This is a genomic window from Comamonas granuli NBRC 101663 (genome assembly GCF_000739995.1).
In the GTDB taxonomy this organism is placed as follows: domain Bacteria; phylum Pseudomonadota; class Gammaproteobacteria; order Burkholderiales; family Burkholderiaceae_C; genus Simplicispira; species Simplicispira granuli.
In genome coordinates, this window is sequence record NZ_BBJX01000005.1 from 39,738 (window position 1) to 63,900 (window position 24,163).

A 24,163-nucleotide genomic window follows, 5' to 3' on the forward strand; every position below is an offset into this window, starting at 1 on the left:
GCGGGCGCTGCAGCCTGTTTTCATCAATATTTGCGGTGCGTCAGCGCCGCCACTGTGGCGGGCATTGCCAGGTGCGGCTCCAGGCGATGAACTCGGCCAGCGGCATGGGCCGCGCGATGTGGTAGCCCTGGGCGAGGTGGCAGCCCATCTGCACCAGCATCTGGCCCTGGTCCACGGTCTCCACGCCCTCGGCGATCACGCGGTAGCCGAAGGAGCGCGCCAGCCCGATCACCCCCTGCACGATGGCCAGGTCGCCCGCGTCGTCCATCATGCCGTGCACGAAGCTCTGGTCGATCTTGAGCGTGGACAGCGGCAGGCGCCGCAGGTAGGAGAGCGACGAGTAGCCCGTGCCGAAGTCGTCCAGCGCCACGCTCACGCCCTGCTGGCGCAGCTCGGCCAGGGTCTGGGCGACGGGTTCGATGTGGTAGAGCGCCGCGGTCTCGGTGATCTCCAGCTCCAGCAACTGTGCCGGCACGCCCGCGCAGCGGCGCACCTCCTCGCACACCCAGCGCGCAAAGCCGGGCTGCTGCAGGTGCGGCGCCGAGACGTTCACGCTGATGGGCAGGGCCAGGCCGTGCTCCTGCAGGCGGCGCACCAGTTGCAGGCCTTCGCGCAGCGCCCAGGCGCCGAAGGGCACTTCAAGCTCTGAGCCGTCGAGCTGCGGCAGGAAGGCGCCCGGCGCCAGAATGCCCTGCTCGGGGTGGCGCCAGCGCGCCAGGGCCTCGGCGCCGACGATGCTGCCCTGGTGCATGTCCACCTTGGGCTGCAGGAAGAGCTCGAACTCGCCGCGCTCGAGTGCCTGGCGCAGGCGCAGGAGATGCTCGCGCGCCTGGCGCGACTGGCGCTCCTGCGTGAGGTCGAATTCGTGGAAGCGGTTGCGCCCGGCCTGCTTGGCGGCGTACATGGCCTGGTCGGCGTGGCGCAGCAGGGTGTCGGCGTCCGAGCCGTCCTGCGGGTAGAGCGTGTAGCCGATGCTGGCCGTCACGCTCACGCGGTGCGTGCCGATCTGGTAGGGCGAGGCAATGCTTTGCATGGCCTGGGCGAGCAACTGGCGGCATTCCTGGGCGTGCTCCAGCCCGGGCAGCAGGATGGCGAACTCGTCGCCGCCCAGGCGCGCCACGCAGTCCTGCGGGCGCAGCGCGCGCGCCAGGCGCTGGGCGGCCACCACCAGCAGGCGGTCGCCCGCGTCGTGCCCCAGGCGGTCGTTCACGGGCTTGAAGCCATCGAGGTCCAGGTAGGCCACGCCCAGCAGGGTGTCGCGTTCCACGGCCTGCTCCATGGCCTCGGCGAGCCGGCGCGCCAGCATCACGCGGTTGGGCAGGCCGGTGAGCGTGTCGTAGTGCGCCAGGCGGCGCAGCAGGCTCTCCTGCTCGTGCTGGGCGGTCACGTCCATGGCGATGCCCAGCATGCGCAGGGGCTGGCCGTCGGCGTCCAGGCTCACCACCTTGCCCAGGTTGCGCACCCAGCGGTCCTTCTCCTGCGTCCTGCGGATGCGGAAGGTCACGTCGAAAGGGGTCTGCGGCTGGTTCACGTGGCGCGTGACCTCGGTGGTCACGCGCAGCACGTCCTCGGGGCCCAGCGGGTCGGTCCAGAGGAAGGGGGGGCTGTCCATGCCGCCCGCGGGCAGGTCCTGCAGGCTGCGCCAGCGCTCGTCGCCCGCGATCATGCCGGTGTGCAGGTTCCAGTCCCAGCGGCCCAGCGATGCCGTGGCCAGGGTGAGCGAGAGCAGGGCCTCGCGTTCGCGCACGTCCTCTTCCTGGCGCTTGCGGTCGGTGATGTCCTGCAGGGCGAACAGCCAGCCGGGCTGGCCGTCGAAGTCGATGGCGCGCATCGACTGCAGGCAGATGCGCTGTTCGCCATTGCGCAGCACCACGGGCAGTTCGTAGGCCTCCAGCAGCGACGTCTGCTCGGCCGCCGCGACCAGCCGGGCGCGCGCCTGCACACTGAGCACGCCCAGCTCGGTGGCGCTGCGCCCCAGGGCCTCCCGGCGCGTGTAGCCGAACATGGCCTCCCAGGCGGGGTTGACCTCCAGGTACACGCCGTCGGCGCGGCGCGTCACGCCCATGGGGTAGGGCAGCAGCGGGAAGATGCGCGCAAAGCGCTCCTCGGACTGGCGCAGGCGCTGTTCGGCGCGCTTGTATTCGTCGATGTCCTGCATCACGCCGCGGATGCGCACCACGCGGCCGTCCTCCACCACGGGCTCGCCGCGCGCCCGGCCCCAGAGGGTCGAGCCATCGGGCCGCAGGATTTCGACGTCCATGCTCCAGGGGCGGTGGTGCAGCACGCAGTCGCGGATGCGCTGGCGCATGTCCTCGCGCCATGGCGGCGCCACGCAGGTGCCGATGTAGTCCCGCGGCAGGGGCGCGCCGCGCTCCAGGCCGTGGATGTCGTAGCACATGTCCGACCAGTACACCAGGCCCTTGCCGCGCTCGTCCACCCAGTAGCCCAGCCGCGCCATGCGCCCGGCCTGGTCGAGCGCCGCGTTCTTGGCCAGCAGCTCCTCGCGGATGCGCGTCTCCTCGCTGGTGTCGTGGAAGATGAAGACCAGGCAGTCCACGCCGTCGATCTGCACGGGCTGGGCGGACATCTGCCCCGGGATGATGTGCCCGGCGCGCTGGGCCAGCATGGCCAGGCGGTCCACCTTGCCCTCGCGCTGCAGCAGCGCGACCATGCGGTGGCGTTCGTCCTCGGTGGCCCAGATCTTCAGTTCGGTCGAGGTGCGCCCCAGCACCTGCTCGCGCCGCAGGCCCAGGAGGCGGCAGAACGCGGGGTTGACTTCCAGGTACATGCCATCGCTCAGGCGCGTGATGCCGGCGGCGTCGGGCAGCGCCTGGTAGATGGCGTGGATCTGCTCCTGGGTGGCGCGCAGGGCGCTGCGCATGGCTGCCAGCGGCGCTCCTTCGGTGCCCGGGGCCGGGGGATGGGTGTCCGGCGCAGCCTGTACAGGCGAGGGTGGGCGTGGCGCGGTGTGCGACATGCCCCCGAGTTTAGGTCCGTTTGGCCGGGTGTGCAGGCAGGGCAGGCCCCCGGATGAGGCCTGTTGACAACACCGTTCCGGCCACGATGACCGCAGCGCAGCCCAGCATCCAGGGCGTCACGCTCTCGCCGAGGAACACCGCGCCGTAGAACACGGCGAACACCGGCGCCATGAAGGTGACGGCCAGCGCCCGGCTCGGCCCGGCGTGGGCGATGAGGCGGAAGTACAGGATGTAGGCAATGCCCGTGCACAGGATGGCGATGGCGATGATGGCGCCCCAGGCGCGCGGCCCGGGCATCGTGGCCGGCCAGAACCAGACCATGGGCACGCACAGCCCGAGCGCCGCCCCGAGCTGGCTGCCCGTGGCCGTGGCCAGCGGGGGCACGCCCTGCAGGTAGCGGCGCGCAAAGCTCGCGGCGATGGCGTAGCAGGTCGTCGCGCCCAGGCAGGCCGCGATGGCCCAGGGCGCGTAGGCCGACTTGATGCCCGCGCCGCCCGGAGCGCGCCAGGCCAGCAGCGCCACGCCCACGAAGCCTATGCCCAGCCCCAGCCAGCGCAGGCGCTGGATGCGGTCGCCCAGCCACAGCCAGGCCACCAGCGCGCCGAACAGCGGCACCGTGGCGTTGAGGATGGAGGCCAGCCCCGTGGTGATGTGCAGCACCGCCCAGGAGTACAGGGCGAACGGAATGGCCGAGTTCACCAGCCCGGACAGCAGCGCCGGCCGCCAGTGGCGCCGCAGCGCCGGCCATTGCCCCTGGTGCAGCAGGATGGGCCAGAGGAACAGCGTGGCCAGCAGCACGCGCAGCCCGGCCGTGGGCAGCGGGCCGAACTCCGCCGCGCCCAGGCGCATGAACAGGAAGGACGCGCCCCACAGGGCGGACAGCAGCGTGAATTCGCCGATCCAGGCGGGTGCGGGGCGGGTGGCGGGGGCGTGGCTCATGCAGCGACCTCCGCGCTCCAGCCTTCCAGGTGCAGCAGGGCGGCCTTGCGCGCCAGGCCGCCCGCGTAGCCCGTGAGCGCGCCGCCCTGGCCCAGCACGCGGTGGCAGGGCACGACCACGCTCAGCGGGTTGCGCCCCACGGCCGCGCCCACGGCGCGCACGGCCTGCGGCCGGCCGATGGCGCGGGCCAGCGCGCCGTAGCTGCAGGTCTGGCCGCGCGGGATGCGCAGCAGGGCCTGCCAGACGGCCTGCTGGAAGGCGGTGCCGCGCGCGAGGTCCAGCGGCAGATCGAAGTGCGTGCGCGTGCCCTGCAGGTACTGCTGCACCTGCTGCGCGGCGGCGCGCAGCACGGGGTGCTGCGGCGCCTCGGGCCAGGCCGTGGGGCCGGTGAGCTGCCCGGGAAGGTGGCGCTGGCCGTCGAACCACAGGCCGCACAGGCCGGTGGGCGAGGCAGCGAGCCAGACGCTGCCCAGGGGGGTGTCCGTGCGCGACTGCACGGTGCAGGAAGAAGTGGACATGGTGGATACCCGATTAGAAGCGATTTTGGCCTTTGGCGCAGAAGGGACAAGCGCTGCCAGCTACTGTTTTGATAGTGCGGCGGGCTCGGTGCCGCCCCCGGCCCAGGCGCGCAGCACGGCGTAGCCGCGCCAGGGCCGCCAGGCCTCGGCCAGGGCGGTGGCGGCGCGCGCCGGCTGGGGCTGGCCCTGCACGCCCAGGGCCTTGTGCAGGGCCACGTCGCCCGCCGGAAAGGCGTCGGGCCAGCGCAGCGCGCGCAGGGCGATGTACTGCGCCGTCCAGTCGCCGATGCCGGGCAACTGGCGCAGCGCTGCCGTGGTGGCGGCCACATCGGCGCCGGGGTGCAGGGCGAGCTGCCCGCCATCGACCGCGCGCGCCAGCGCCACGATGGCGGCCTGGCGCTGGCGCACGATGCCGAGCTGCCCCAGCGCCTCGCCCTCGGCCCGTGCCAGCACGGCGGGCGCCGGGAACAGGCGCTGCAGTTCGGGCCAGGGCGTGGCGATGGGCTCGCCAAAATGCTCCACCAGGCGCTGGCCCAGCGTGCGCGCCGCCGCGACGGTGATCTGCTGGCCCAGCACGGCGCGCACGGCCAGCTCGAAGCCGTCAAAGGCGCCGGGCACGCGCAGGCCCGCGCGGCCGGGAAAGTGCGCCCCCAGCACGGACTCGATGGCCGCTGGGTCGGCGTCCAGGTCCAGCATGGCGCGCACGCGCGCAATCACCTGCGCCAGCGCCGGCGCCAGGCTCTCGCTGGCCTGCAGCAGCACCTGGCAGCGTGCGGGGTCAAAGCGGGCCTGCACCCAGCCGCTGAGCAGCGCCGGGCCCGCCTGCAGGCGCACGGTGCGGCGCAGCGTGCCGCTCTGCGGGTCGCTGCATTCCACGCCCGTGAATTGCCGCTGGGCAAAGAACGCCAGCAGCGCGGCCACGTCCAGCGGCGGCCGGTAGCCCAGGCGGATGCTGCCGCACAGCCCCTCCTGCGCCCCCGGCGCGCCCGTGCGGCGCAACTGGCTGGGGCTCAGGCCATAGTGCGCGGCAAAGGCGGCGTTGAAGCGGCGCACGCTGCCAAAGCCGCTGGCCAGGGCCACCTGGGTGACGGGCAGGCGCGTGTCCGTCAGCAGGTGCTTGGCCATGAGCAGGCGCCGCGTCTGCAGGTACCGCAGCGGCGAGACGCCCAGCGCCGCCTCGAAGACGCGGCGCAGGTGGCGGTCGCTCACGCCGAGCTGCTGCGCCAGCCGCGCCACGCCCAGGCCCTCGGGGCCGTTCCAGGCCTGCGGCGCGTCGAGCAGGCGCAGCGCCTGCTGCGCCAGAATGCTGCGCGCGTCCTGCACCGACCAGGCCAGCGCCTGCGGCGCCACCTCGGGGCGGCAGCGCAGGCAGGGGCGAAAGCCCGCGCTCTCGGCCTGGGCGGCCAGGGTGAAGAAGCGGCAGTGCTCGCGCCGCGGCGTGCGCACGGCGCAGACCGGGCGGCAGTAGATGCCGGTGCTGGTCACGCCCGTGAAGAACTGGCCGTCAAAGCGCGCATCGCGCGAGCACAGGGCGAGGTAGCGGCCCGCGTCGCAGGCCGGGTCGGCGCCGGGGGAGGGGGTGGGCTCGGGCATGGTGTGGATGATAGGGCGCTGCGGCGCGCCGGCTGGCCGTTTCCGGACATCTGCTTCGGGTGCGGGCGGCGCGGCCGCCCCCCTACAATCGGCGCCGTTGCGTGCTCCGCAGAAAGCCTTCCCGCCGTGCAAGTTTCTCCCGCCATCTTCAAAGCGTATGACATCCGGGGCATCGTTCCCAGCACCCTGGACGAGCACGTCGCCCGCTGCCTGGGGCGCGCCTTTGGCACGGCCGCCCGCATCGAGGGCGAGTCCGTCGTCGCCGTGGGGCGCGACGGGCGCCTGTCCGGCCCGCTGCTGGCGCAGGCGCTCATGCTGGGCCTGGCCGAAAGCGGCATGGAGGTCATCGACATCGGCCCCGCCACCACGCCCATGCTGTACTTTGCCGCCAGCACGCTGTGCAGGAGCGGCATCCAGGTCACGGGCAGCCACAACCCCAAGGACTACAACGGCTTCAAGATGGTGCTGGCGGGCCGCGCCATCTATGGCGACGAGATCCAGGCCCTGCGCCGCTGCATCGAGGAGCAGAGCTGGACGCTGGCCCAGGGCGGCTTCATCCGCCAGGCCGACGTGCTGCCCGCCTACCGCGAGCGCATCGTCTCCGACATCCAGCTCGCCCGCCCCATGAAGATCGTCGTGGACAGCGGCAACGGCATTGCCGGGGCCTCGGCGCCCGCCATCCTGCGCGCCATTGGCTGCGAGGTGACGGAGCTGTACTCCGAGGTGGACGGCCACTTCCCGAACCACCACCCCGACCCGAGCAAGCCCGAGAACCTGCGCGACCTGATCCAGACTCTGCGCGACGGCGACGCCGAGCTGGGCCTGGCCTTCGACGGCGACGGCGACCGCCTCGGCATCGTCACCAAGGACGGCCAGAACATCTTCCCCGACCGCCAGATGATGCTGTTCGCCCAGGACGTGCTCACGCGCGTGCCCGGCGGCACCATTCTGTTCGACGTGAAATGCACGCAGCGTCTGGCGCCCGCCATTGCCGAGGCGGGCGGCGTGCCGCTGATGTACAAGACCGGCCACTCGCTCATCAAGGCGCGCATGAAGGAGCTCGATGCGTCCCTGGGCGGCGAGATGAGCGGGCACATCTTCTTCCAGGAGCGCTGGTTCGGCTTCGACGACGGCACCTACGCCGGCTGCCGCCTGCTCGAAATCCTGAGCCGCCATGCCGACCCCAGCGCCGTGCTGAGCAGCCTGCCCAGCAGCCACAGCACGCCCGAGCTCAACGTGCCCTGCGCCGAGGGCGAGCCGCACCGGCTCACGGCCGAGCTGCAGGCCCTGGCGCCCGAGGCCTTTGCCGCCCCGGCGCAGATCAACACCATCGACGGCCTGCGCGTGGACTGGCCCGATGGCTTCGGCCTGATCCGCGCGAGCAACACCACGCCCGTGCTGGTGCTGCGCTTCGAGGGCCACACGCCCGCGGCGCTGGCGCGCATCGAGGCTGCCATGCTGGCCCTGCTGGCGCGCGTCAAGCCCGACGCCCGCGTGGGCGCGGCCGCGCACTGACGGGCCCCCATGGCCGCTACGCAGCGCCTCGCACTCTGGCTGTATTCGGCCCTGATGTGGGCCGTCCAGCCCCTGCTGCGGCGCAAGCTGCGCCGCCGTGCCCAGGCCGAGCCGGGCTACGGCGTGGCCGTGGAGGAGCGCTTCGGGCGCTACGCACCCGCGCTCGACAGCGTGCTGCTGCCCAGCACCGGCATGGGCGCGGCGCCGCTGGTGTGGGTGCACGCCGTCTCGCTCGGTGAGACACGCGCCGCCGCCATCCTCGTGCGCGCGCTGCGCCGCCAGATCCCCGGCATGCGCCTGCTGCTCACGCACGGCACGGCCACGGGCCGGGCCGAGGGCGCGCAGCTCCTGCAGCCCGGCGACGTGCAGGTCTGGCTGCCCTGGGACACGCCCGGCGCCGTGCAGCGCTTTCTGCGCCGCCTGCGCCCGGCCATAGGCATCCTCATGGAGACCGAGATCTGGCCCAACCTGGTCGCCGGCTGCCGCCGCCACGGCGTGCCGCTGGTGCTGGCCAATGCGCGGCTCAACCCGGCATCGCTGCGCAAGGCCCTGCGCCTGCCCTGGCTGGCGCGCCCGGCCTATGGCGGGCTCACCGCCGTCTGGGCGCAGACCGAGGCCGATGCCGGGCGCCTGCGCGCGCTCGGCGCGCCGGTGCGCGCAGTGCTGGGCAACCTCAAGTTCGACGCCCGCCCCGACGCCGACCTGCTCGCCCAGGGCCGCGCCTGGCGTGCGGCCACGCCGCGCCCGGTGGTCCTGCTGGCCAGCACGCGCGCCGGCGAGGAAGCGCTGTGGCTGGAGGAATACCAAAAAAATCTGGCCAGAATGCCCGCCGGGCCAGCGCCAGCCGCTACGGATTCAGGAGCGGCGGGCGTGCGCGGCGTGCAGTGGCTCATCGTCCCGCGCCACCCGCAGCGCTTTGACGAGGTCGCCCGGCTGCTGCGCGATGCGGGCCTGTCGGTGTCGCGCCGCAGCACCTGGGCCCAGCCCGTGCCGGACTGCGACGTCTGGCTGGGCGACACGCTGGGCGAAATGCCCCTGTACTACGGCCTGGCCGACGTGGCCCTGCTGGGCGGCAGCTTTGCGCCGCTGGGTGGGCAAAACCTCATCGAGGCCGCCGCCTGCGGCTGCCCCCTGCTGCTGGGGCCGCACACCTTCAACTTCGCCGACGCCGCCGACAAGGCCTGCGCCGCGGGCGCCGCCTGGCGCGTGGACGGCATGGCCCAGGGCGTGCAGGCCGCCCTGGCCCTGGTGCACGACACGGCGCAGCAGCAGGCCGCGTGCGAGGCCGCCGCCGCCTTTGCCAGCGCGCACCGCGGCGCCGCGCGCGCCACGGCCGTCGCCGTGCACCGGCTGCTGGCGCGCGCGCCCGCCCGTTCATTGGAATGAAAAAGGCCTCTATGGCTTGATGGGCTTGCGCAAGCCGCTATGGTAATGGGAGCACAATGATGTGCCGTCCCCCGCACGCCAGGAGCGAGCCCATGCACCACTTGCGCACCCGCGCCGTCCATGCCGGACAGCGCCCCGACCCCACGACCGGCGCCATCGCCACCCCCATCGCCCAGACCACGGCCTTTGGCTACGGCACGCTGGAGCGCGGCGCGGCCCTGTTCGCCGGCGAGCTGCCCGGCTACCGCTACAGTCGCTTCGCCAACCCCACGGTGGCCGCGCTCGAAGCCAAGCTCGCCGACCTCGAAGGCGCGTCCAGCGCCGTGGCCTTCGCCAGCGGCACGGCGGCCTGCTCCGCGCTGCTGCTGGCGCTCCTGCGCCCGGGCGACGAGCTGGTCTTCCTCGGGCCGCTCTACGGCGGCACCGAGGGCCTGCTGCGCGCCTACAGCGAGCGCTGGGGCATCCAGGTGCGCGACGCCACGGCCAGCGGGCTGGAGGCGGCGCTCACGCCCGCTACGCGCATGGTCTGGGTCGAGACACTGACCAACCCCACGCTGCGCGTGCACGACCTCGCCGCCGTCGCGCGCACGGCGCGCGCACGCGGCATCACCACCGTGGCCGACAACACCTTTTGCACGCCCTGCCTGGTGCGCCCGCTGGAGCTGGGCGTGGACCTCGTGCTGCACTCCATGACCAAGTACCTCGGCGGCCACGGTGACGCCACGGGCGGCGTGGTCGCGGGCAGCGAGGCGCTGGTGCGCGAGGTGCGCCGCACCGGCCTGGGCCAGGTGGGCGGCAACCTGGCGCCGCAGGAGGCGTTTCTGTTCCTGCGCGGCGTCAAGACCCTGCCGCTGCGCATGGCCGCGCACTGCGTGGGGGCGCTGGCCGTGGCCCGCTCTCTGGCCGCACACCCGGCCGTGCGCGCGGTGCACTACCCGGGGCTGCAGAGCCACCCGCAGCACGCGCTCGCGCAGCGCCAGTGGCAGGGCGGCTTTGGCGGCATGGTGACGTTCGAGCTCGCCAGCGGCGGGCGCAGCGCCGCGGCGGCCGTGCTCGACCGCCTGCAGCTCTTCACCCAGGCCGTGTCGCTCGGCGACGTGGACAGCCTGGCCTGCCATCCGGCCAGCACCACGCACAGCTTCGTCTCGGCCGAGGCGCGGGCGGCGGCCGGCGTCACCGAGGAGATGATCCGCCTGAGTGTCGGCATCGAGCATCCGGATGACCTGGTGGCGGATCTGGAGCAGGCCTTGGGTGTGTTGGGATGAGCGGGGTTTTCTGGGCCTGATCTTCTTGGGGGCCTTGGCGGAGGGCCGAGACCCGGCCTCCGGCCTATGAATAAGCACAGCAGTAGCTATCAAAAAAAGAGCTGCCGGCGCTTGCCAAATAAGCCCTGGAGCCCCAAAAGACCACAAGAAAATAGTCATCTGACCCCTATTCAAGGGGGCGGCCCGCCCTGTTATTCCACCGGCGGATGGGGCAGCCAGCGGAAGGCCAGCGCCGCCGCCGCGAGCACCAGGGCGATGCAGGCCATGACGGCGGCGAAGGGGTCGTCGCCGCGGTCCTGGGCCCACGAGGCGACCCAGCCCGTGAACCACTGCATGGCCGCCACGCCCAGGAACATGGCCATGGTGAAGGCCGCCATCGCCCGGCCGGTCAGCGCCGCGGGGTAGGCGCAGCGCACGTCGGCGTACTGCAGCACGATGAAGCCCGAGAGCAGGCCCACGGCGAGCATGGCCGCCACGTCCCACCAGGGGTCGTGCAGCACTGCCAGCGCCGCGAACAGCAGCGCCATGGCCGCCGTGCACGCCACGATCCAGCGCCGCCTCCGGGCCGCCCCGGGGTCGATGCGGCCGAACACCATGGGCCCGCACAGCGCCACCAGCGACAGCGCCAGCGCCACATGCCCGCTTTGCACCAGCGAGAAGCCGTGGCGCTGCATCAGCAGGGGCCCGAGCCAGAGCCCGCGCAGCGAGATCAGCGCCGCATAGGTCACGGCGCCCAGCACCACGATGCCCCAGGTGTGGGGCAGGGCGAACAGGCGGGCGAAGCGCCGCACGGCCTCGCCCACCGGCTCGCGCTGCGTGCCCGGCGCCAGCAGGGGGGCGGGCTCGTGCACGCTGCGCCAGATCCAGCCCCAGGCCAGCAGCGAGAGCAGAGCCAGCACGCCAAAGCCCGCGCGCCAGGACCACTGCTCGACCAGCCAGGCCAGCGGCGTGCCGGTGAACAGCATGCCCAGCGTGCCCAGCGCCATCGACACGCCCGAGACCGCGGCAAAGCGCTGCGCCGGGAAATGCCGCGCAATGAACACCGTGCACACCAGAAACGCCGGCGCGCAGCCCACGCCGATGAGCACCTGGCCCAGCACCAGCAGGCCATAGCTCGGCGCCACGGCCGACAGCAGGGCGCCGGCGATGCACAGCGGGAAGGCGGCGAGCACGGTGCGGCGCACGCCGTACAGGTCTATGCCTATGCCCATGAACAGCTGCATGGCGCCAAAGGCGAAGTGGAAGGACCCGGCAAACACGCCCAGGGCCTGTGGCGAGAGCGCGAAGTCCTGCGCCAGCGGCGCGGCCAGGATGGCGGCGACGGTGCGAAACGCCTGGCTCATGGCAAAGCCCGCGGTCAGCGCCAGCAGCATGGCGATGGCGGTGCCCGGCGCCGCGGGGGCCGGGGTGGGGGTGGCAGGGGCAGGCGTGTCGCGGGGCATGCGCGCAAGGCTACCGCGAAACGCCGGGCCGCGGTGTCCGCGCCATGACAGGCGCGGCGCCGCGGCGGGGGCTTAGGGGGCGAGCAGCGTGTTGACGGCGGCCACGTCGTCCAGCGTGAGCGTGCCGGCCGCCTGGCGCAGCCGGAGCTGGCCCACGAGCACGTTGTAGCGCGCCACGGCCAGGTCGCGCTTGGTCTGGTAGAGCTGGCTCTGGGCGTTGAGCACGTCGATGTTGATGCGCACGCCCACCTGGTAGCCGAGCTTGTTGGCGTCCAGCGCGCTCTGGCTCGAGGCCTCGGCGGCCTCCAGCGCCTGCACCTGGCCCGCGCCCGACTGCACGCCGAAGAAGGCGCTGCGCGTGGCCTGGGCCACGCTGCGGCGCACGGTCTCCAGGTCGGCCTCGGCCTTTTGCTCGAGCGCCAGGGTTTCCTTCACGCGGTTTTGCACGGCAAAGCCGGCGAACAGCGGCATGTTGAGCGCCACGCCCACGGTGGCGTTGGTGGTGCGCGTGTTGAGCGTGGGCGCCGTGACCGTGCCGTTGGGGTTGTGCTGGATGGCGTAGCTCGCCTGCAGGTCCACGGTGGGCAGGTGGCCGGTCTCGGCCTTGCGCGTCTCCAGGCGCGCCACTTCGAGCGCCAGTTGCGCCTGGCGCACGCCGGGCTGCTGGTCTTGCGCGGTCTGCACCCAGTGGGCCACGTCGGCGGGCTGCACGCCGGGCAGTTGCACGGGCAGGGCCAGCGGGCGCGGCTGGGCATCGCTGCGGCCCACGAGCTGGTCGAGCGCGAGCTTCTTGACGCGCAGGTCGTTCTCGGCGGCGATCTCCTGGGCGGTCACGAGGTCGAAGCGCGCCTGCGCTTCGCGCGTGTCGGTGATGGTGGCGGTGCCGACCTCGAAGTTGCGCCGGGCTGCGGCGAGCTGTTCGGCCACGGCGGTCTTCTGCGCCTGCACGAAGGTGAGCGTGTCCTGCGCGGCGAGCACGTCGAAGTAGGCCTGGCTCACGCGCACCAGCAGGTCCTGCAGCGCGGCGTCGAGCTGGGCCTGGGCCACATCCACGCCGCGCTGGCCTTGCTCATAGCTGATGCGGTTGGCCGGGCGGTACAGCGGCTGCGCGGCGCTGATGGCGGCGCTGCGCGTGGTGCCGTTGAACTGCACGGGCGGGCGGCTGACCTCGGTGTCGGCGCGCGCGACGCCGGCGCTCAGCGCGGCGCTGGGCAGCAGGCCGGCACGGGCCTGGTCGGCGCGGCGCTGCGCGGCTTCGAGCTGGGCCTGGGCCGATTGCCAGGCCGAGTCGTAGGAGCGCGCCGACTCCACGAGCTCGAGCAGGCTTTGCGCCTGGGCGGGCAGGGCCAGGGCGGCGCCCAGGGCCAGGGCGAGGGGGAGCATGCGGAACAAGGGCATGGTGGGGGGCCTTTCGTGGTGTGCCTTGGGGGAAGGGGGCGCGGGGGCGGTCTCAGTACCGGGGGAGGCCGGGGTCGCGTTCGAGCGCCCAGGCGTCGATGCCGCCGGCGATGTTGGCCACGTGCGCATAGCCCTGGTGCGCCAGCCATGCGGCGACCTGCATGCTGCGCACCCCGTGGTGGCACAGGCAGGCGATGGGCCGGTCGCGGCCCAGCTCCGCGCAGCGCGCGGGCACGCCGCCCATGGGAATGGCGAGCAGCTCGAAGCCCTGTGCCGGCACGGCGGCCAGCGCCAGCTCCCAGGGTTCGCGCACGTCCAGCACCAGGGGGGCGGCGTGCGGCGCCTGTGCGAACCAGTCCTCGAGCTCACCCGGACGAATCAGATCCACCATGCTGCACCAGGCCGGGCTCAGAAGCGGAACGCCGGCGGTTCGCCGAAATGCAGCAGGCGCGGGGCGTTCACGTCCCAGGGGTAGGAGACGTCGAAGCGCTCGCCCGTGCGGCGCACCAGCGTGGCGCGCATCACCGGCTCCTGGCCCGTGATGGCCAGCAGGCGGCCGCCCGGGGCGAGCTGGTCGAGCAGGCGCGTGGGCACCTCGGCCACCGACCCGGAGAGCACGATGGCGTCGAACGGGCCGTCGGGAATGGGGTCCAGCGCCCCGTCGGCCTGGCGCACGCTGGCATTGGTCACGCCGGCGCGTTCCAGGTTCTGGCGCGCCATGAGGGCCAGCGCCGGGTCGATCTCCAGCGTCACCACCTGCGCGGCCAGTTGTGCCAGCAGCGCGGCCATGTGGCCCGAGCCCGCGCCGATCTCGAGCACGCGGTCGTCCTTGCCGAGCTGCAGCTCCTGCAGCATGCGCGCCTCGACGTTGGGCTTGAGCATGCACTGGCCGGACTGCAGGGCCGCCTGCGGCGCGCCCTGCAGGGGGATTTCCATGTCCACGAAGGCCATGCTGCGGTAGGCCTCGGGCACGAACTGCTCGCGCTGCACCTGGCCCAGGGCTTCGAGCACCTGGGAGCTGGCGACGTTCCAGGTCCGGATCTGCTGCTCGATCAGGTTGTAGCGTGCGTGTGCGATGGGATCGTTCACGTCAGCGGTCGTGTTCAGAGGCATGTTCATGGAAAGACTCCGCAATAAGGGGGGTGGGCAGGTCAGGACAAACCCTTGATTTTAAGCCGCCGGGGCCTGTGGCTTGCCCCAGTGGCGGCGCAGCCATTGCGCCAGGTCATCCATGTAGCAATAGACCACGGGCACGACCACCAGCGTGAGCACCGAGGAGGTGACGACGCCGCCGATCACCGCCTGCCCCATGGGGGCACGCTGCTCGGCGCCCTCGCTCAGGGCGAAGGCCAGCGGCACCATGCCGAAGACCATGGCCAGCGTGGTCATGAGGATGGGGCGCAGGCGCACGCGCGCGGCCAACAGCAGCGCCTCGTTGCGCGGCAGTCCGGGCACGGTGCGGCCGGCGTCGTCGGTGTGCGCCTCGCGCGTGCGGATGGCGAAGTCCACGAGCAGGATGGCGTTCTTGGTGACCAGGCCCATGAGCATCACCACGCCGATGATGGAGAAGATCGACAGCGTGGAGCCGAACATCATGAGCGCCAGCACCACGCCGATGAGCGTGAGCGGCAGCGAGGTCATGAGCGCCAGCGGCTGCAGGAAGCTCTTGAACTGGCTCGCCAGGATCATGTAGATGAAGATCACGCCCATGAGCAGCGCCTGCACCGCGTAGCTGAAGGACTCCTGCATGTTCTTCGTCGAGCCGCCGAACTGGTAGCGGTAGCCGGGGGGGAAGACCGTGCTGTCGAGCACCTTGCGGATGTCGGCCGAGATCTCCCCGGTCGAGCGGTTGTAGGCATTGGCGTTGACGGCCACCTCGCGCGTGAGGCTGCGCCGGTTGATCTGGTTGGGGCCGGTGGTCTCGCGCACCTGCGCCACCTGGCCCAGGCGCACGGTGCGCGGCGTGCCGTCGGCGCCGGTGAGGGAGAAGGGCAGGTACTCCAATTGCTGCGGCTGGGTGCGCGCCTCGGGCGCCAGGCGCACGTTCACGTCGTAGGTCTGGTTGTCGGGGGCGCGCCAGTTGCCCACGGTCTGCCCGGCGATCAGGGTGCGCAGCGACTGCGCCATCTGCATCACCGACAGCCCGAGGTCGGAGGCCGCATCGCGCCGCACGTCCAGCGCGATCACGGGCTTGTCGGGCTTGGCGCTGGAGTCCAGGTCCACCAGGCCGGGGATGCCGCGCAGCTGCGCGAGCACCTCGCGCGCCAGGCGCGCGAGCTCCTGCTGGTCGGGGCCCTGCAGCGAGAACTCGATCTGCTTTTGCCCGCCCACCGGGTCGAGCAGGCCCACGTGCGTCACGGTGATGCCGGCCACGGCGTTGAGGAGCTCGCGCAGCACGGCGGACATCTGGTCCACGTTGCGCTGGCGCAGCTTGCGGTCCACCAGGCGCACGTAGATGCTGGCGTAGATCTTGCCCTGGGTGGCGCCGGTGTTGATGGTGGTGAGCGTGTAGCGCACCTCGGGCATGTCGCGGATGATGGCCTCGACCTGGCGCGCCTTGGCTTCCGTGGCCTCGATGGAGGCGCCCACGGGCACGTAGAAGTTCACCGTGGTCTCGGAGAAGTCCGCCTTGGTCACGAACTCCGTGCCCAGCAGCGGCAGCATGACGATGCTGAGCACGAAGATGCCCAGGGCCAGCGCCAGGGTCTTGAGCTTGTGCACCAGCGACCAGGCGAGCAGGCGCTGGTAGAAGTCCGCGAGCTGGTCGGTGGCGCGGTCGAACCAGCCGGTCACGCGGCCTATGGTCTTGTCGTAGAAGGTGACGGGCGCCTGCCTCTGGCCGTGGGCGTGGATGCTCGGGTCGTGCCACACCGAGGACAGCATGGGGTCGAGCGTGAAGCTCACGAACATGGAGATCAGCACGGCCGCGACGATGGTGATGCCGAACTCGTGGAAGAACTTGCCGATGATGCCGCCCATGAAGCCGATGGGCAGGAACACCGCCACGATGGACAGCGTGGTGGCCAGCACGGCCAGGCCGATCTCCTGCGTGCCGTCCATGGCGGCGGTGTAGGCGCCCTTGCCCATCTGCACGTGGCGCACGATGTTCTCGCGCACCACGATGGCGTCGTCGATCAACAGGCCCACGCACAGCGACAGCGCCATGAGCGTGATCATGTTGATCGTGAAGCCGAACATGTGCATGAACAGGAAGGTGCCGATGAGCGCGATGGGCAGCGTCAGCCCCGTGATGACCGTGGAACGCCAGGAGTTCAGGAACAGGAAGACGATGAGCACGGTGAGCAGCGCGCCCTCGATCAGCGTCTGGCGCACGTTGTCCACGGCCACGCGGATGGGGCGCGAGGTGTCGCCGATGGTCTCCAGGCGCACGCCCGGGGGCAGCTCCTGGCGCAGCGCGGCGACGGCGCCGTTGAGGCCGTCGACCACGTCGATGGTGTTCTCGCCCTGGGCCTTCTGCACCGACAGCAGCAGCGTGCGCGCGCCGTTGTACAGCGCCAGGCTCTCGACCTCCTGCGGGCCGTCCTGCACGCGCGCGACCTGCGCCAGGCGCACCGGGGCGCCGTTCTTGCGCGCGACGATGATGCGGCCGAAGTCCTCGGGGCGCTGCATGCGTGCGTCGATCTGCACCATGCGGTCCTGCGCCAGCGAGCGCACGGCGCCCAGGGGCAGGTCCTGGTTCTCGTTGCGCACGGCCTGCGCGACCTGCTCGGGCGTCACGCCGTAGGCTTCCAGGGCCTGCGGCTCCAGGTAGATGTTGATCTCGCGCCGCGTGGCGCCCACCAGCGTCACGGCGCCGACGCCGCGCACGTTCTCCAGGCGCTTTTTCAGCGTCTGGTCGGCCCAGGTGGTCAGGTCCACGGCGCTCTTGCGCTCGGCGGCGGGCACGGAGTCGTCGGGCAGCACGGCCAGCGACCACACGGGGCGGCTGGAGGGGTCGAAGCGCAGCACGCGCGGCTCCTTGACCTCGTCGCGGAACTGCGTGCGCACCGTGGCCATCTTCTCGCGCACGTCCTCGGCGGCCAGGCGGCCGTCCACGTAGAGCTCGAATTCGAGGATGACGACGGCCGTGCCCTCATAGCTGCGCGAGGTCAGGGCGCTGATGCCGGCGATGGAGTTGACGCCTTCCTCGATCTTCTTGGTGACCTCGCTCTCGACGATCTCGGGCGAGGCGCCCGGGTAGTCCGCCGTGATCACGACCACGGGGAAGTCGATGTCGGGGAACTGGTCCACCTTCAGGCGCTGGTAGGAGAACACGCCCAGCACCACGATGGCCAGCATGACCATGGTGGCGAACACCGGATTCTTGAGGCTGACCTTGGTAAACCACATGGTGCGTCCTGGTGTTCAAGGCCGGCGGGCCGGTGCGCTGGCGGCGGCGGCGGGCGCCTGCCCCGGCAGTTGCAGGGCCGTGCCCTGGGGCAGGGCGCCCACGCTGCCGGCGAGCACCTGCGCGCCCTCGGGCAGGCCTTGCACGGCCGCCAGGGACTGGCCCTGGGCCTGCAGGCGCTCGAGCGTGCGCACCTTGCGGTGCGCCACGCGGCCGCTCTCGACCACCTGCACGTAGGGCTCGGGCTGGTCGATGCGCACGGATTCGAGCGGCACGACGACGCGCTCGGCCTCGCCCACGTCCAGCCGCCCCTGCAGGAACAGCCCGTGGCGCAGCGCCGGCGCGCGCGCGTCCTGTTCGATGGCCAGGTACACCGGCACGGCACGGCTTGCCGCCTGGGCGCTGGGGTTGATGCGCACCACGGTGGCCTGCACGCCCTGGTCCGTGCCCTCGATGGCGAGCTGCGCCTTCTGGCCCACGCGCACGGCGGCGGCGTCGGCGGGGGCGAGCTGCGCTTCGAGCTCCAGGCGCGCAAGATCCACCACCTCCAGGATGCGCGCCTCCACGGCCACGCGCTCGCCGTTCTGCGCCAGGCGCTGCGAGACCTGGCCCGCCAGCGGGCTGCGCAGCACGGTGTCGGCCAGGGCCTTGCGGGCCACGTCCACGGCGGCCAGCGCGGCCTGGTGGCTGGCCTGTGCGGCGCTCAGGCTGGCCTGCGAGGTCTCGAGCGCGGTGCGCGAGATGAAACCCTGCTCGACCAGCGCGCGGTTGTTGCTGAACTGGCGCTGCGCAATGTCCACCTGCGCGCGCGCCGCGTCGGCCTGCTCCTGCGCCTGGCGCACGCGCGCCTGCGACTCGGTGGGGTCGATGCGCGCGACGATCTGCCCGGCGCGCACGCTGTCGCCCTCGCGCAGCTCCAGGCCCTGCAGCTCGCCGGGCACGCGTGCCTTGATCACGGCGCTCTGCACGGCGCGCACCGTGCCCGTGATGGGCAGCGTGAGCGGCAGGCGCTGGCGCTGCGCGGTCCACAACTCGTCCGCGGCGATCTGCATGACCACCTCCTTGGCGGCGGGGGCAGAAAGCGCCTGCTGCTGCGCCTTGCGCGCGCCGATGGCGCGCAGCGCGCCCGCGGCCACCAGGGCGAGGGCCACGGCGGCAATGGTCCAGGGAATCCAGCGTTTCATGAAGAGGGCTCGGAGGATGGGGGGAGGGGGGAGGATGCGCGGGCCAGGGCGGCGCCCTAGGCCAGCAGGCCTTGCAGCAGGGTCTCTGCCTGGTGGGCGATGTAGTCCTCGGGGTTGAAGTCCGCGCCGGCGGGAACACAGGCGCTGACCGAGTGCTTCCAGAGCATGAGGAAGATCATGGGGGCCAGCACGCTGTAGACGGCGTAGTCCAGGTTGACGGGGCGGAACTCGCCGCGCGCCACGCCGCGTTCGAGCAGGCTGCGGATGAGCTGCTGGCCCGGCACGATGACTTCCTGCTGGTAGAACAGCGCGAGATCGGGGAAATTGCACGCCTCGCTCATGATCAGCTTGGTGATGCCCGAGGCGCGGGTCGAGCCTATCGACGCCCACCAGGTGCGAAAGCCATAGCGCAGCATGTCGGCCGTGCTGCCCTCGAAGTGCTGCAGCTCGTCGCGCCATTCGGCGAAGCGGCCCACGATGTTCTCGCGCACCACCGCCTTGAACAGCTCTTCCTTGCTCGGGAAGTACAAGAACAGCGTGCCCTTGGACACCCCGGCGCGCGCCGCCACTTCCTCCACGCGCGTGGCGGCGTAGCCCTTCTCGACGAACAGGTCGAGCGCGGCGTCCAGCAGCTCGCCCGGCCGCGCTTCCTTGCGGCGCTCGCGCTTGCTGGACGATGGGGCGGAGGCGGAATCGATCAAGACAGGAACCTGGGCTTGTTAGTGACTGACTGGTTAGTAATGTAGCAAAAGCGCGCCTGGCAGGCAATGCCGCCAAAGCCCCCACCCGGGGCAGGGCCCACCGGGCGGCTGCGCCGGGCCCGTGTCTATGATGCGCAGGCGGGCGGGCACGGCCTGCCCGCAGCCTCATTTCTTGCGAGCCCTGCCATGACCCCTGCCGTACCCGCCCCGGGTTTCCCCGCGTTCTATGCCCACGCCCCGCGCCTGACCGTGCGCGACCCGCTGGCGGACTTCCTGGGCGCTGCGCCCGGCGGCGTGATGGAGTACCAGTATCAGGATGCCGTGCGCCTGGCCGGGCATTCCTGCCCCACGGTGGCGGGTGCCTGGCTCATGGCGGTGCACGGGCTGCGCGCGCTCTATGGCAGCGAATTGCCGGTGCGCGGCGAGATCGAGGCCGCCCTGCGCGATGCGCGCGACCAGGGCGTGACGGGCGTGGTGGCCAGCGTGGTGCAACTGCTCACCGGCGCGGCGGCCGAAACGGGTTTCCAGGGCGTGGGGCCGGCGCACCGGTTCGCGCGCCAGGGCCTGCTGTCCTTCGGCCAGGAGCTGCAGGGCGAGCTGGCCCTGCGGCGGCGCGACACGGGCAGCGCCGTGCAGGTGCGCTTCGACGCCTCGGCCGTGCCCTGGCCGCCGGAGATGCGCGCCCTGTTGCCGCGGGCCATCGCCGGGCAGGCCAGCGCGGCGGAGCGGGAGCGCTTCGGTCAGTTGTGGCAGGAGCGTGTGCGCGCCATCCTGATCGACCATGCCGATGATGCGCACATGGTGCAGGTCGAGCGCGCGGACGGCCTCAGAGCGCCAGGCCCTTGAGGTACTGCCGGAACGCGCCGCCCACCTCGGGGTGCTGCAGCGCCAGTTCCACGGTGGCTTCGAGGAAGCCCTCCTTGCTGCCGCAGTCGTAGCGCTTGCCGGCGTACTGGTAGGCGTAGACGGCCTCCTGTTCCAGCAGGCGGGCGATGGCGTCGGTGAGCTGGATCTCGCCGCCCACGCCGCGCGGCTGGCTGCGGATGAGGCCGAAGATGGCCGGCGTGAGGATGTAGCGCCCCGCCACCCCCATGCGCGACGGCGCCTGCTCGGGCGCGGGCTTTTCCACGATGGCGTCGATGCGCAGCAGCGCCCCGCCGGCGGCTTCCCCCTGGACGATGCCATAGCGGCGCGTGTGCTCCAGCGGCACCTCCTGCACCGCCAGCAGCGAGCGGCCCTGTTTGGCAAAGGCTTCGGTCATCTGCGCCATCACGCCGGGGCCGCCAGGTTTGCCCACCATCAGGTCGTCGGCCAGCAGCACGGCGAAAGGCTCGTCGCCCACCAGGGCCTCGGCGCACAGCACGGCATGGCCCAGGCCCAGCGAGCGCGGCTGGCGCACGTAGGCGCAATCCATGTCCGCGGGCTGCACGGAGCGCACCAGGGCCAGCAGTTCCTGCTTGTGGGCGGCTTCCAGCTCGCTTTCGAGCTCGTAGGCGGTGTCGAAATGGTCCTCGATGGCGCGCTTGCTGCGGCCGGTGACGAAGATCATGTGGCGGATGCCCGCCTCATAGGCCTCCTCGACGGCGTACTGGATCAGCGGCTTGTCCACCACCGGCAGCATCTCCTTGGGCGAGGCCTTGGTGGCGGGCAGAAAGCGCGTGCCCAGGCCGGCCACGGGAAAGACGGCTTTGCGGACGCGGGTGCTGGGGGCCATGGTGTCTGCTCCTGAAATATGAGCTGCTGACGCTTTCTTCATAAGGTTTTCAGAATGGAAAAAGTCTGAAAACCTCAGCAGTCAAGCGCGAGAAGCTCTTCATTTGATAGCTCTGGCCCATGCAGGGCGGGCGCCTCAGGCGCCCAGGCGGGCGCGTTGCTCCTGCACGCGCGCCAGGGTGGCGCTGAAGTCGGCCACGCGCTTTTTCTCCTGCTCGATCACGGCCGGCGGCGCCTTGGCCACGAAGGCCTCGTTCGAGAGCTTGGCATGGGCCTTGGCGATCTCGCCCTCCAGGCGCGCGGCCTCCTTGGCCAGGCGCGCCTTCTCGGCCGCCACGTCGATCTCCACGAACAGCGCCAGGCGCGCGCCGCCCACCACGTTGACCGGCGCGTTCTGTGCCGCCTGGGCCCAGGCGGCAGCGTCGTCGAACACCTGGACCTCGCTGAGCTTGGCCAGGTTGGCCAGCACGGGCGCGTTGGCGCGCAGGAAGGCGGCCTCGTCGGCGGTGTCGGCCAGGGCCAGCAGGGGCAGGCGCTGCGCCGGGGAGATGCCCATCTCGCCGCGCAGCGTGCGGCAGGCGTCCACCATCAGCTTGAGGCGCGCGACGTAGGCGATGGCGCCTTCGTCGATCTTCTCGGGCTGGGCTTCGGGGTAGCGGGCAATGGCAACGGACGCGCCCTCGATGCGCGCCACGGGCGCCACCACCTGCCACAGCGCCTCGGTGACGAAGGGGATGATGGGGTGCGCCAGGCGCAGGATGGCCTCGAGCGTGCGGATCAGCGTGCGGCGCGTGGCGCGCTGCTGCGCCACGCTGCCCGTCTGGATCTGCACCTTGGCAATCTCCAGGTACCAGTCGCAGAACTCGTTCCAGACGAAGTCGTAGATCGTGCTCGCCACGTTGTCCAGGCGGTACTCGGCAAAGCCCCGGGCGACCTCGGCCTCCACCTTCTGCAGTGCGGAGACGATCCAGCGGTCGGGCTGGCTGAAGTGCATATAGGCTTCGCTGCAGCTGCCGTCGCCGTCAAAGCCGCAGTCGTAGCCCTCGCAGTTCATGAGCACGAAGCGGCTCGCGTTCCACAGCTTGTTGCAGAAGTTGCGGTAGCCCTCGCAGCGCTTGCTGTCGAAGTTGATGCTGCGCCCGAGCGACGCCAGCGCCGCGAAGGTAAAGCGCAGCGCGTCGGCGCCGTAGGCCGGGATGCCCTCGGGGAATTCCTTTTGCGTGGCCTGGCGCACCTTGGGCGCGGTCTCGGGGCGGCGCAGGCCCTGGGTGCGTTTTTCCAGCAGGGGTTCAAGCGCGATGCCGTCGATCAGGTCCACGGGGTCGAGCACGTTGCCTTCGCTCTTGCTCATCTTCTTGCCCTGCGCGTCCAGCACCAGGCCGTGGATGTACACATGCTTGAACGGCACGCGGCCCGTGAAGTGCGTGGTCATCATGATCATCCGGGCGACCCAGAAGAAGATGATGTCGTAGCCCGTCACCAGCACGCTGCTGGGCAGGTAGAGGTTGTAGTCGTCGGTGGCCGCGTCGCCCTGCTCGGGCCAGCCCATGGTGGAAAACGGCACGAGGGCGCTGGAGTACCAGGTGTCGAGCACGTCCTCGTCGCGCGTGAGCGTTTTGCCCGGCGCCTGGGCCTGTGCCTCGGCCTCGTTGCGCGCCACGTAGACTTGGCCGTCCTCGTCGTACCAGGCCGGAATCTGGTGGCCCCACCAGAGCTGGCGCGAGATGCACCAGTCCTGGATGTTGTTCATCCACTGGTTGTAGGTGTTCACCCAGTTCTCGGGCACGAAGCTCACCTGGCCGCTGGCCACGGCGGCTATGGCCTTCTGCGCGATGGATTTGCCCGTGGCATCGCCGGCGCCCACCTTGTTCATGGCCACGAACCACTGGTCCGTCAGCATGGGCTCGATCACCTGGCCGGTGCGCGTGCAGATGGGCACCATGAGCTTGTGCTTCTTGGTCTCGACCAGCAGGCCCAGGGCTTCGAGGTCGGCCACCACGGCCTTGCGGGCGGCGAAGCGGTCCATGCCGCGGTATTTTTCCGGCGCGTTGTCGTTCACCGTGGCCTGCAGCGTGAGCACGCAGATCATGGGCAACTGGTGGCGCTGGCCCACGGCATAGTCGTTCTGGTCGTGCGCGGGCGTGACCTTGACCACGCCGGTGCCGAATTCCTTGTCCACATAGGCGTCGGCAATCACCGGGATCTCGCGGTCGCACAGCGGCAGCCTGACCTTCTGGCCGATCAGGTGCTGGTAGCGCTCATCCTCGGGGTGCACCATCACGGCCACGTCGCCCAGCATGGTCTCGGGGCGCGTGGTGGCCACCACGAGCTGGCCACTTCCATCAGCCAGCGGGTAGGCGATGTGCCACAGCGAGCCGTCCTTCTCCTCGTTCTCGACTTCCAGGTCGGACACGGCGGACTGCAGCTTGGGGTCCCAGTTCACCAGGCGCTTGCCGCGGTAGATCAGGCCCTGCTGGTACAGGCGCACGAAGGTCTCGGTCACCACCTGGGAGAGCTTGTCGTCCATGGTGAAGTACTCGCGGCTCCAGTCCACGCTGTCGCCCATGCGGCGCATCTGCGTGGTGATGGTGTTGCCCGACTTTTCCTTCCACTCCCACACCTTGGCGACGAAATTCTTGCGTCCCAGGTCATGGCGGCTCACGCCCTGCTCCTGCAACTGGCGCTCCACCACGATCTGCGTGGCGATGCCTGCGTGGTCGGTGCCCGGCACCCAGGCCGTGTTGCAGCCCTTCATGCGGTGGTAGCGCGTGAGGCTGTCCATGATGGTCTGGTTGAACGCATGGCCCATGTGCAGCGTGCCCGTCACGTTGGGCGGCGGCAACTGGATGCAGAACGCGGGCTGGCTGGCATCGGGCTGGCCGCTGCCGCGCACGCCGGCGGTGCCGTAGCCGCGCCGCTCCCACTCGGGGCCCCAGTGGGCCTCCAGCTGCGCGGGCTCGAAGGACTTGGACAGGGATTGCAGGCCGGGTTGCTGGACGGAATCGGTCATGGGTGCGCTGGTGGGTCAAGAGCAACAGCATCTCTCGGGACGCTGTTGGGCCACTGGGCGTGGCGGGATAGGGAGCCTGCGATTTTAAGCGAAGGCCCCGGTGGCCAATGTGCCGCGAGCAGCGCGTGGAAGCGGCGCCGGGCTGCCTGGTGCGTCGTGCTCAGGAGGCCGCA

The 24,163-nt window shown here is 71.4% G+C and carries 17 protein-coding genes; 4 read left to right on the top strand and 13 right to left on the bottom strand.

Annotation, left to right across the window (positions count from 1 at the left end):
* Positions 1 to 40: 40 nt before the first annotated feature.
* From CGR01S_RS05785 to CGR01S_RS05800, 4 genes are all read right to left on the bottom strand, one after another.
* Positions 41 to 2,881 carry a bifunctional diguanylate cyclase/phosphodiesterase gene (locus tag CGR01S_RS05785; protein WP_042423678.1) on the bottom strand — a complete coding sequence of 947 codons (2,841 nt, stop codon included), beginning with the start codon at positions 2,879 to 2,881 and terminating at the stop codon, positions 41 to 43.
* Positions 2,882 to 2,987: 106 nt separating this feature from the next.
* Positions 2,988 to 3,917 (bottom strand): DMT family transporter, encoded by a 930-nt coding sequence (locus tag CGR01S_RS05790; protein WP_042423682.1) that lies wholly within the window; start codon positions 3,915 to 3,917, stop codon positions 2,988 to 2,990.
* Positions 3,914 to 4,435: a methylated-DNA--[protein]-cysteine S-methyltransferase gene (locus CGR01S_RS05795; RefSeq protein WP_042423685.1), complete on the bottom strand. Its 522-nt coding sequence runs from the start codon at positions 4,433 to 4,435 to the stop codon at positions 3,914 to 3,916. The genes CGR01S_RS05790 and CGR01S_RS05795 overlap by 4 nt, the downstream gene beginning before the upstream one ends.
* A 60-nt stretch (positions 4,436 to 4,495) precedes the next feature.
* Positions 4,496 to 6,028 carry a DNA-3-methyladenine glycosylase 2 family protein gene (locus CGR01S_RS05800; RefSeq protein ID WP_042423688.1) on the bottom strand — a complete coding sequence of 511 codons (1,533 nt, stop codon included), beginning with the start codon at positions 6,026 to 6,028 and terminating at the stop codon, positions 4,496 to 4,498.
* 126 nt (positions 6,029 to 6,154) lie between these two features.
* Between CGR01S_RS05800 and CGR01S_RS05805 the strand changes: the two genes are divergently transcribed.
* The 3 genes from CGR01S_RS05805 to CGR01S_RS05815 all read left to right on the top strand — a co-directional run bounded on the left by CGR01S_RS05805 (position 6,155) and on the right by CGR01S_RS05815 (position 10,194).
* A complete protein-coding gene (locus tag CGR01S_RS05805) occupies positions 6,155 to 7,543 on the top strand; it encodes a phosphomannomutase/phosphoglucomutase (RefSeq protein WP_042423691.1) in 1,389 nt (462 codons plus the stop codon).
* A gap of 9 nt (positions 7,544 to 7,552) precedes the next feature.
* On the top strand, positions 7,553 to 8,929 hold the full coding sequence (locus CGR01S_RS05810; RefSeq protein WP_042423693.1) for a 3-deoxy-D-manno-octulosonic acid transferase: 1,377 nt from the start codon (positions 7,553 to 7,555) through the stop codon (positions 8,927 to 8,929).
* Between the two features lie 92 nt (positions 8,930 to 9,021).
* The gene (locus CGR01S_RS05815; protein ID WP_174435692.1) at positions 9,022 to 10,194 is read left to right on the top strand and encodes a trans-sulfuration enzyme family protein; all 1,173 of its coding nucleotides are present in this window, start codon (positions 9,022 to 9,024) and stop codon (positions 10,192 to 10,194) included.
* 191 nt (positions 10,195 to 10,385) lie between these two features.
* On the opposite strand, the gene CGR01S_RS05820 is transcribed toward CGR01S_RS05815, so the two are convergent.
* The 7 genes from CGR01S_RS05820 to CGR01S_RS05850 all read right to left on the bottom strand — a co-directional run bounded on the left by CGR01S_RS05820 (position 10,386) and on the right by CGR01S_RS05850 (position 19,267).
* Positions 10,386 to 11,636: an MFS transporter gene (locus CGR01S_RS05820; RefSeq protein WP_042423696.1), complete on the bottom strand. Its 1,251-nt coding sequence runs from the start codon at positions 11,634 to 11,636 to the stop codon at positions 10,386 to 10,388.
* A gap of 72 nt (positions 11,637 to 11,708) precedes the next feature.
* A complete protein-coding gene (locus CGR01S_RS05825; protein ID WP_042423699.1) occupies positions 11,709 to 13,034 on the bottom strand; it encodes a TolC family outer membrane protein in 1,326 nt (441 codons plus the stop codon).
* A gap of 52 nt (positions 13,035 to 13,086) precedes the next feature.
* Positions 13,087 to 13,425: a rhodanese-like domain-containing protein gene (locus tag CGR01S_RS05830; RefSeq protein ID WP_042423701.1), complete on the bottom strand. Its 339-nt coding sequence runs from the start codon at positions 13,423 to 13,425 to the stop codon at positions 13,087 to 13,089.
* Positions 13,426 to 13,442: 17 nt separating this feature from the next.
* On the bottom strand, positions 13,443 to 14,153 hold the full coding sequence (locus tag CGR01S_RS05835; protein ID WP_042423704.1) for a protein-L-isoaspartate O-methyltransferase family protein: 711 nt from the start codon (positions 14,151 to 14,153) through the stop codon (positions 13,443 to 13,445).
* A gap of 51 nt (positions 14,154 to 14,204) precedes the next feature.
* Positions 14,205 to 17,384 carry an efflux RND transporter permease subunit gene (locus tag CGR01S_RS05840; protein WP_042423707.1) on the bottom strand — a complete coding sequence of 1,060 codons (3,180 nt, stop codon included), beginning with the start codon at positions 17,382 to 17,384 and terminating at the stop codon, positions 14,205 to 14,207.
* Between the two features lie 15 nt (positions 17,385 to 17,399).
* Positions 17,400 to 18,566 (bottom strand): efflux RND transporter periplasmic adaptor subunit, encoded by a 1,167-nt coding sequence (locus tag CGR01S_RS05845; RefSeq protein WP_042423709.1) that lies wholly within the window; start codon positions 18,564 to 18,566, stop codon positions 17,400 to 17,402.
* Between the two features lie 56 nt (positions 18,567 to 18,622).
* The gene (locus tag CGR01S_RS05850; RefSeq protein ID WP_042423713.1) at positions 18,623 to 19,267 is read right to left on the bottom strand and encodes a TetR/AcrR family transcriptional regulator; all 645 of its coding nucleotides are present in this window, start codon (positions 19,265 to 19,267) and stop codon (positions 18,623 to 18,625) included.
* A gap of 186 nt (positions 19,268 to 19,453) precedes the next feature.
* Between CGR01S_RS05850 and CGR01S_RS05855 the strand changes: the two genes are divergently transcribed.
* Positions 19,454 to 20,113, top strand: a complete 660-nt coding sequence (locus CGR01S_RS05855) for an FmdE family protein (protein WP_042423716.1) — start codon at positions 19,454 to 19,456, stop codon at positions 20,111 to 20,113.
* Here the strand turns inward: CGR01S_RS05855 and galU are convergent.
* Positions 20,094 to 20,981: a UTP--glucose-1-phosphate uridylyltransferase GalU gene (gene galU, locus CGR01S_RS05860; RefSeq protein ID WP_042423718.1), complete on the bottom strand. Its 888-nt coding sequence runs from the start codon at positions 20,979 to 20,981 to the stop codon at positions 20,094 to 20,096. The two genes, CGR01S_RS05855 and galU, sit on opposite strands and share 20 nt — an antisense overlap.
* 135 nt (positions 20,982 to 21,116) lie before the next feature.
* The gene (locus CGR01S_RS05865; protein WP_042423720.1) at positions 21,117 to 23,990 is read right to left on the bottom strand and encodes a valine--tRNA ligase; all 2,874 of its coding nucleotides are present in this window, start codon (positions 23,988 to 23,990) and stop codon (positions 21,117 to 21,119) included.
* Positions 23,991 to 24,163 lie beyond the last annotated feature (173 nt).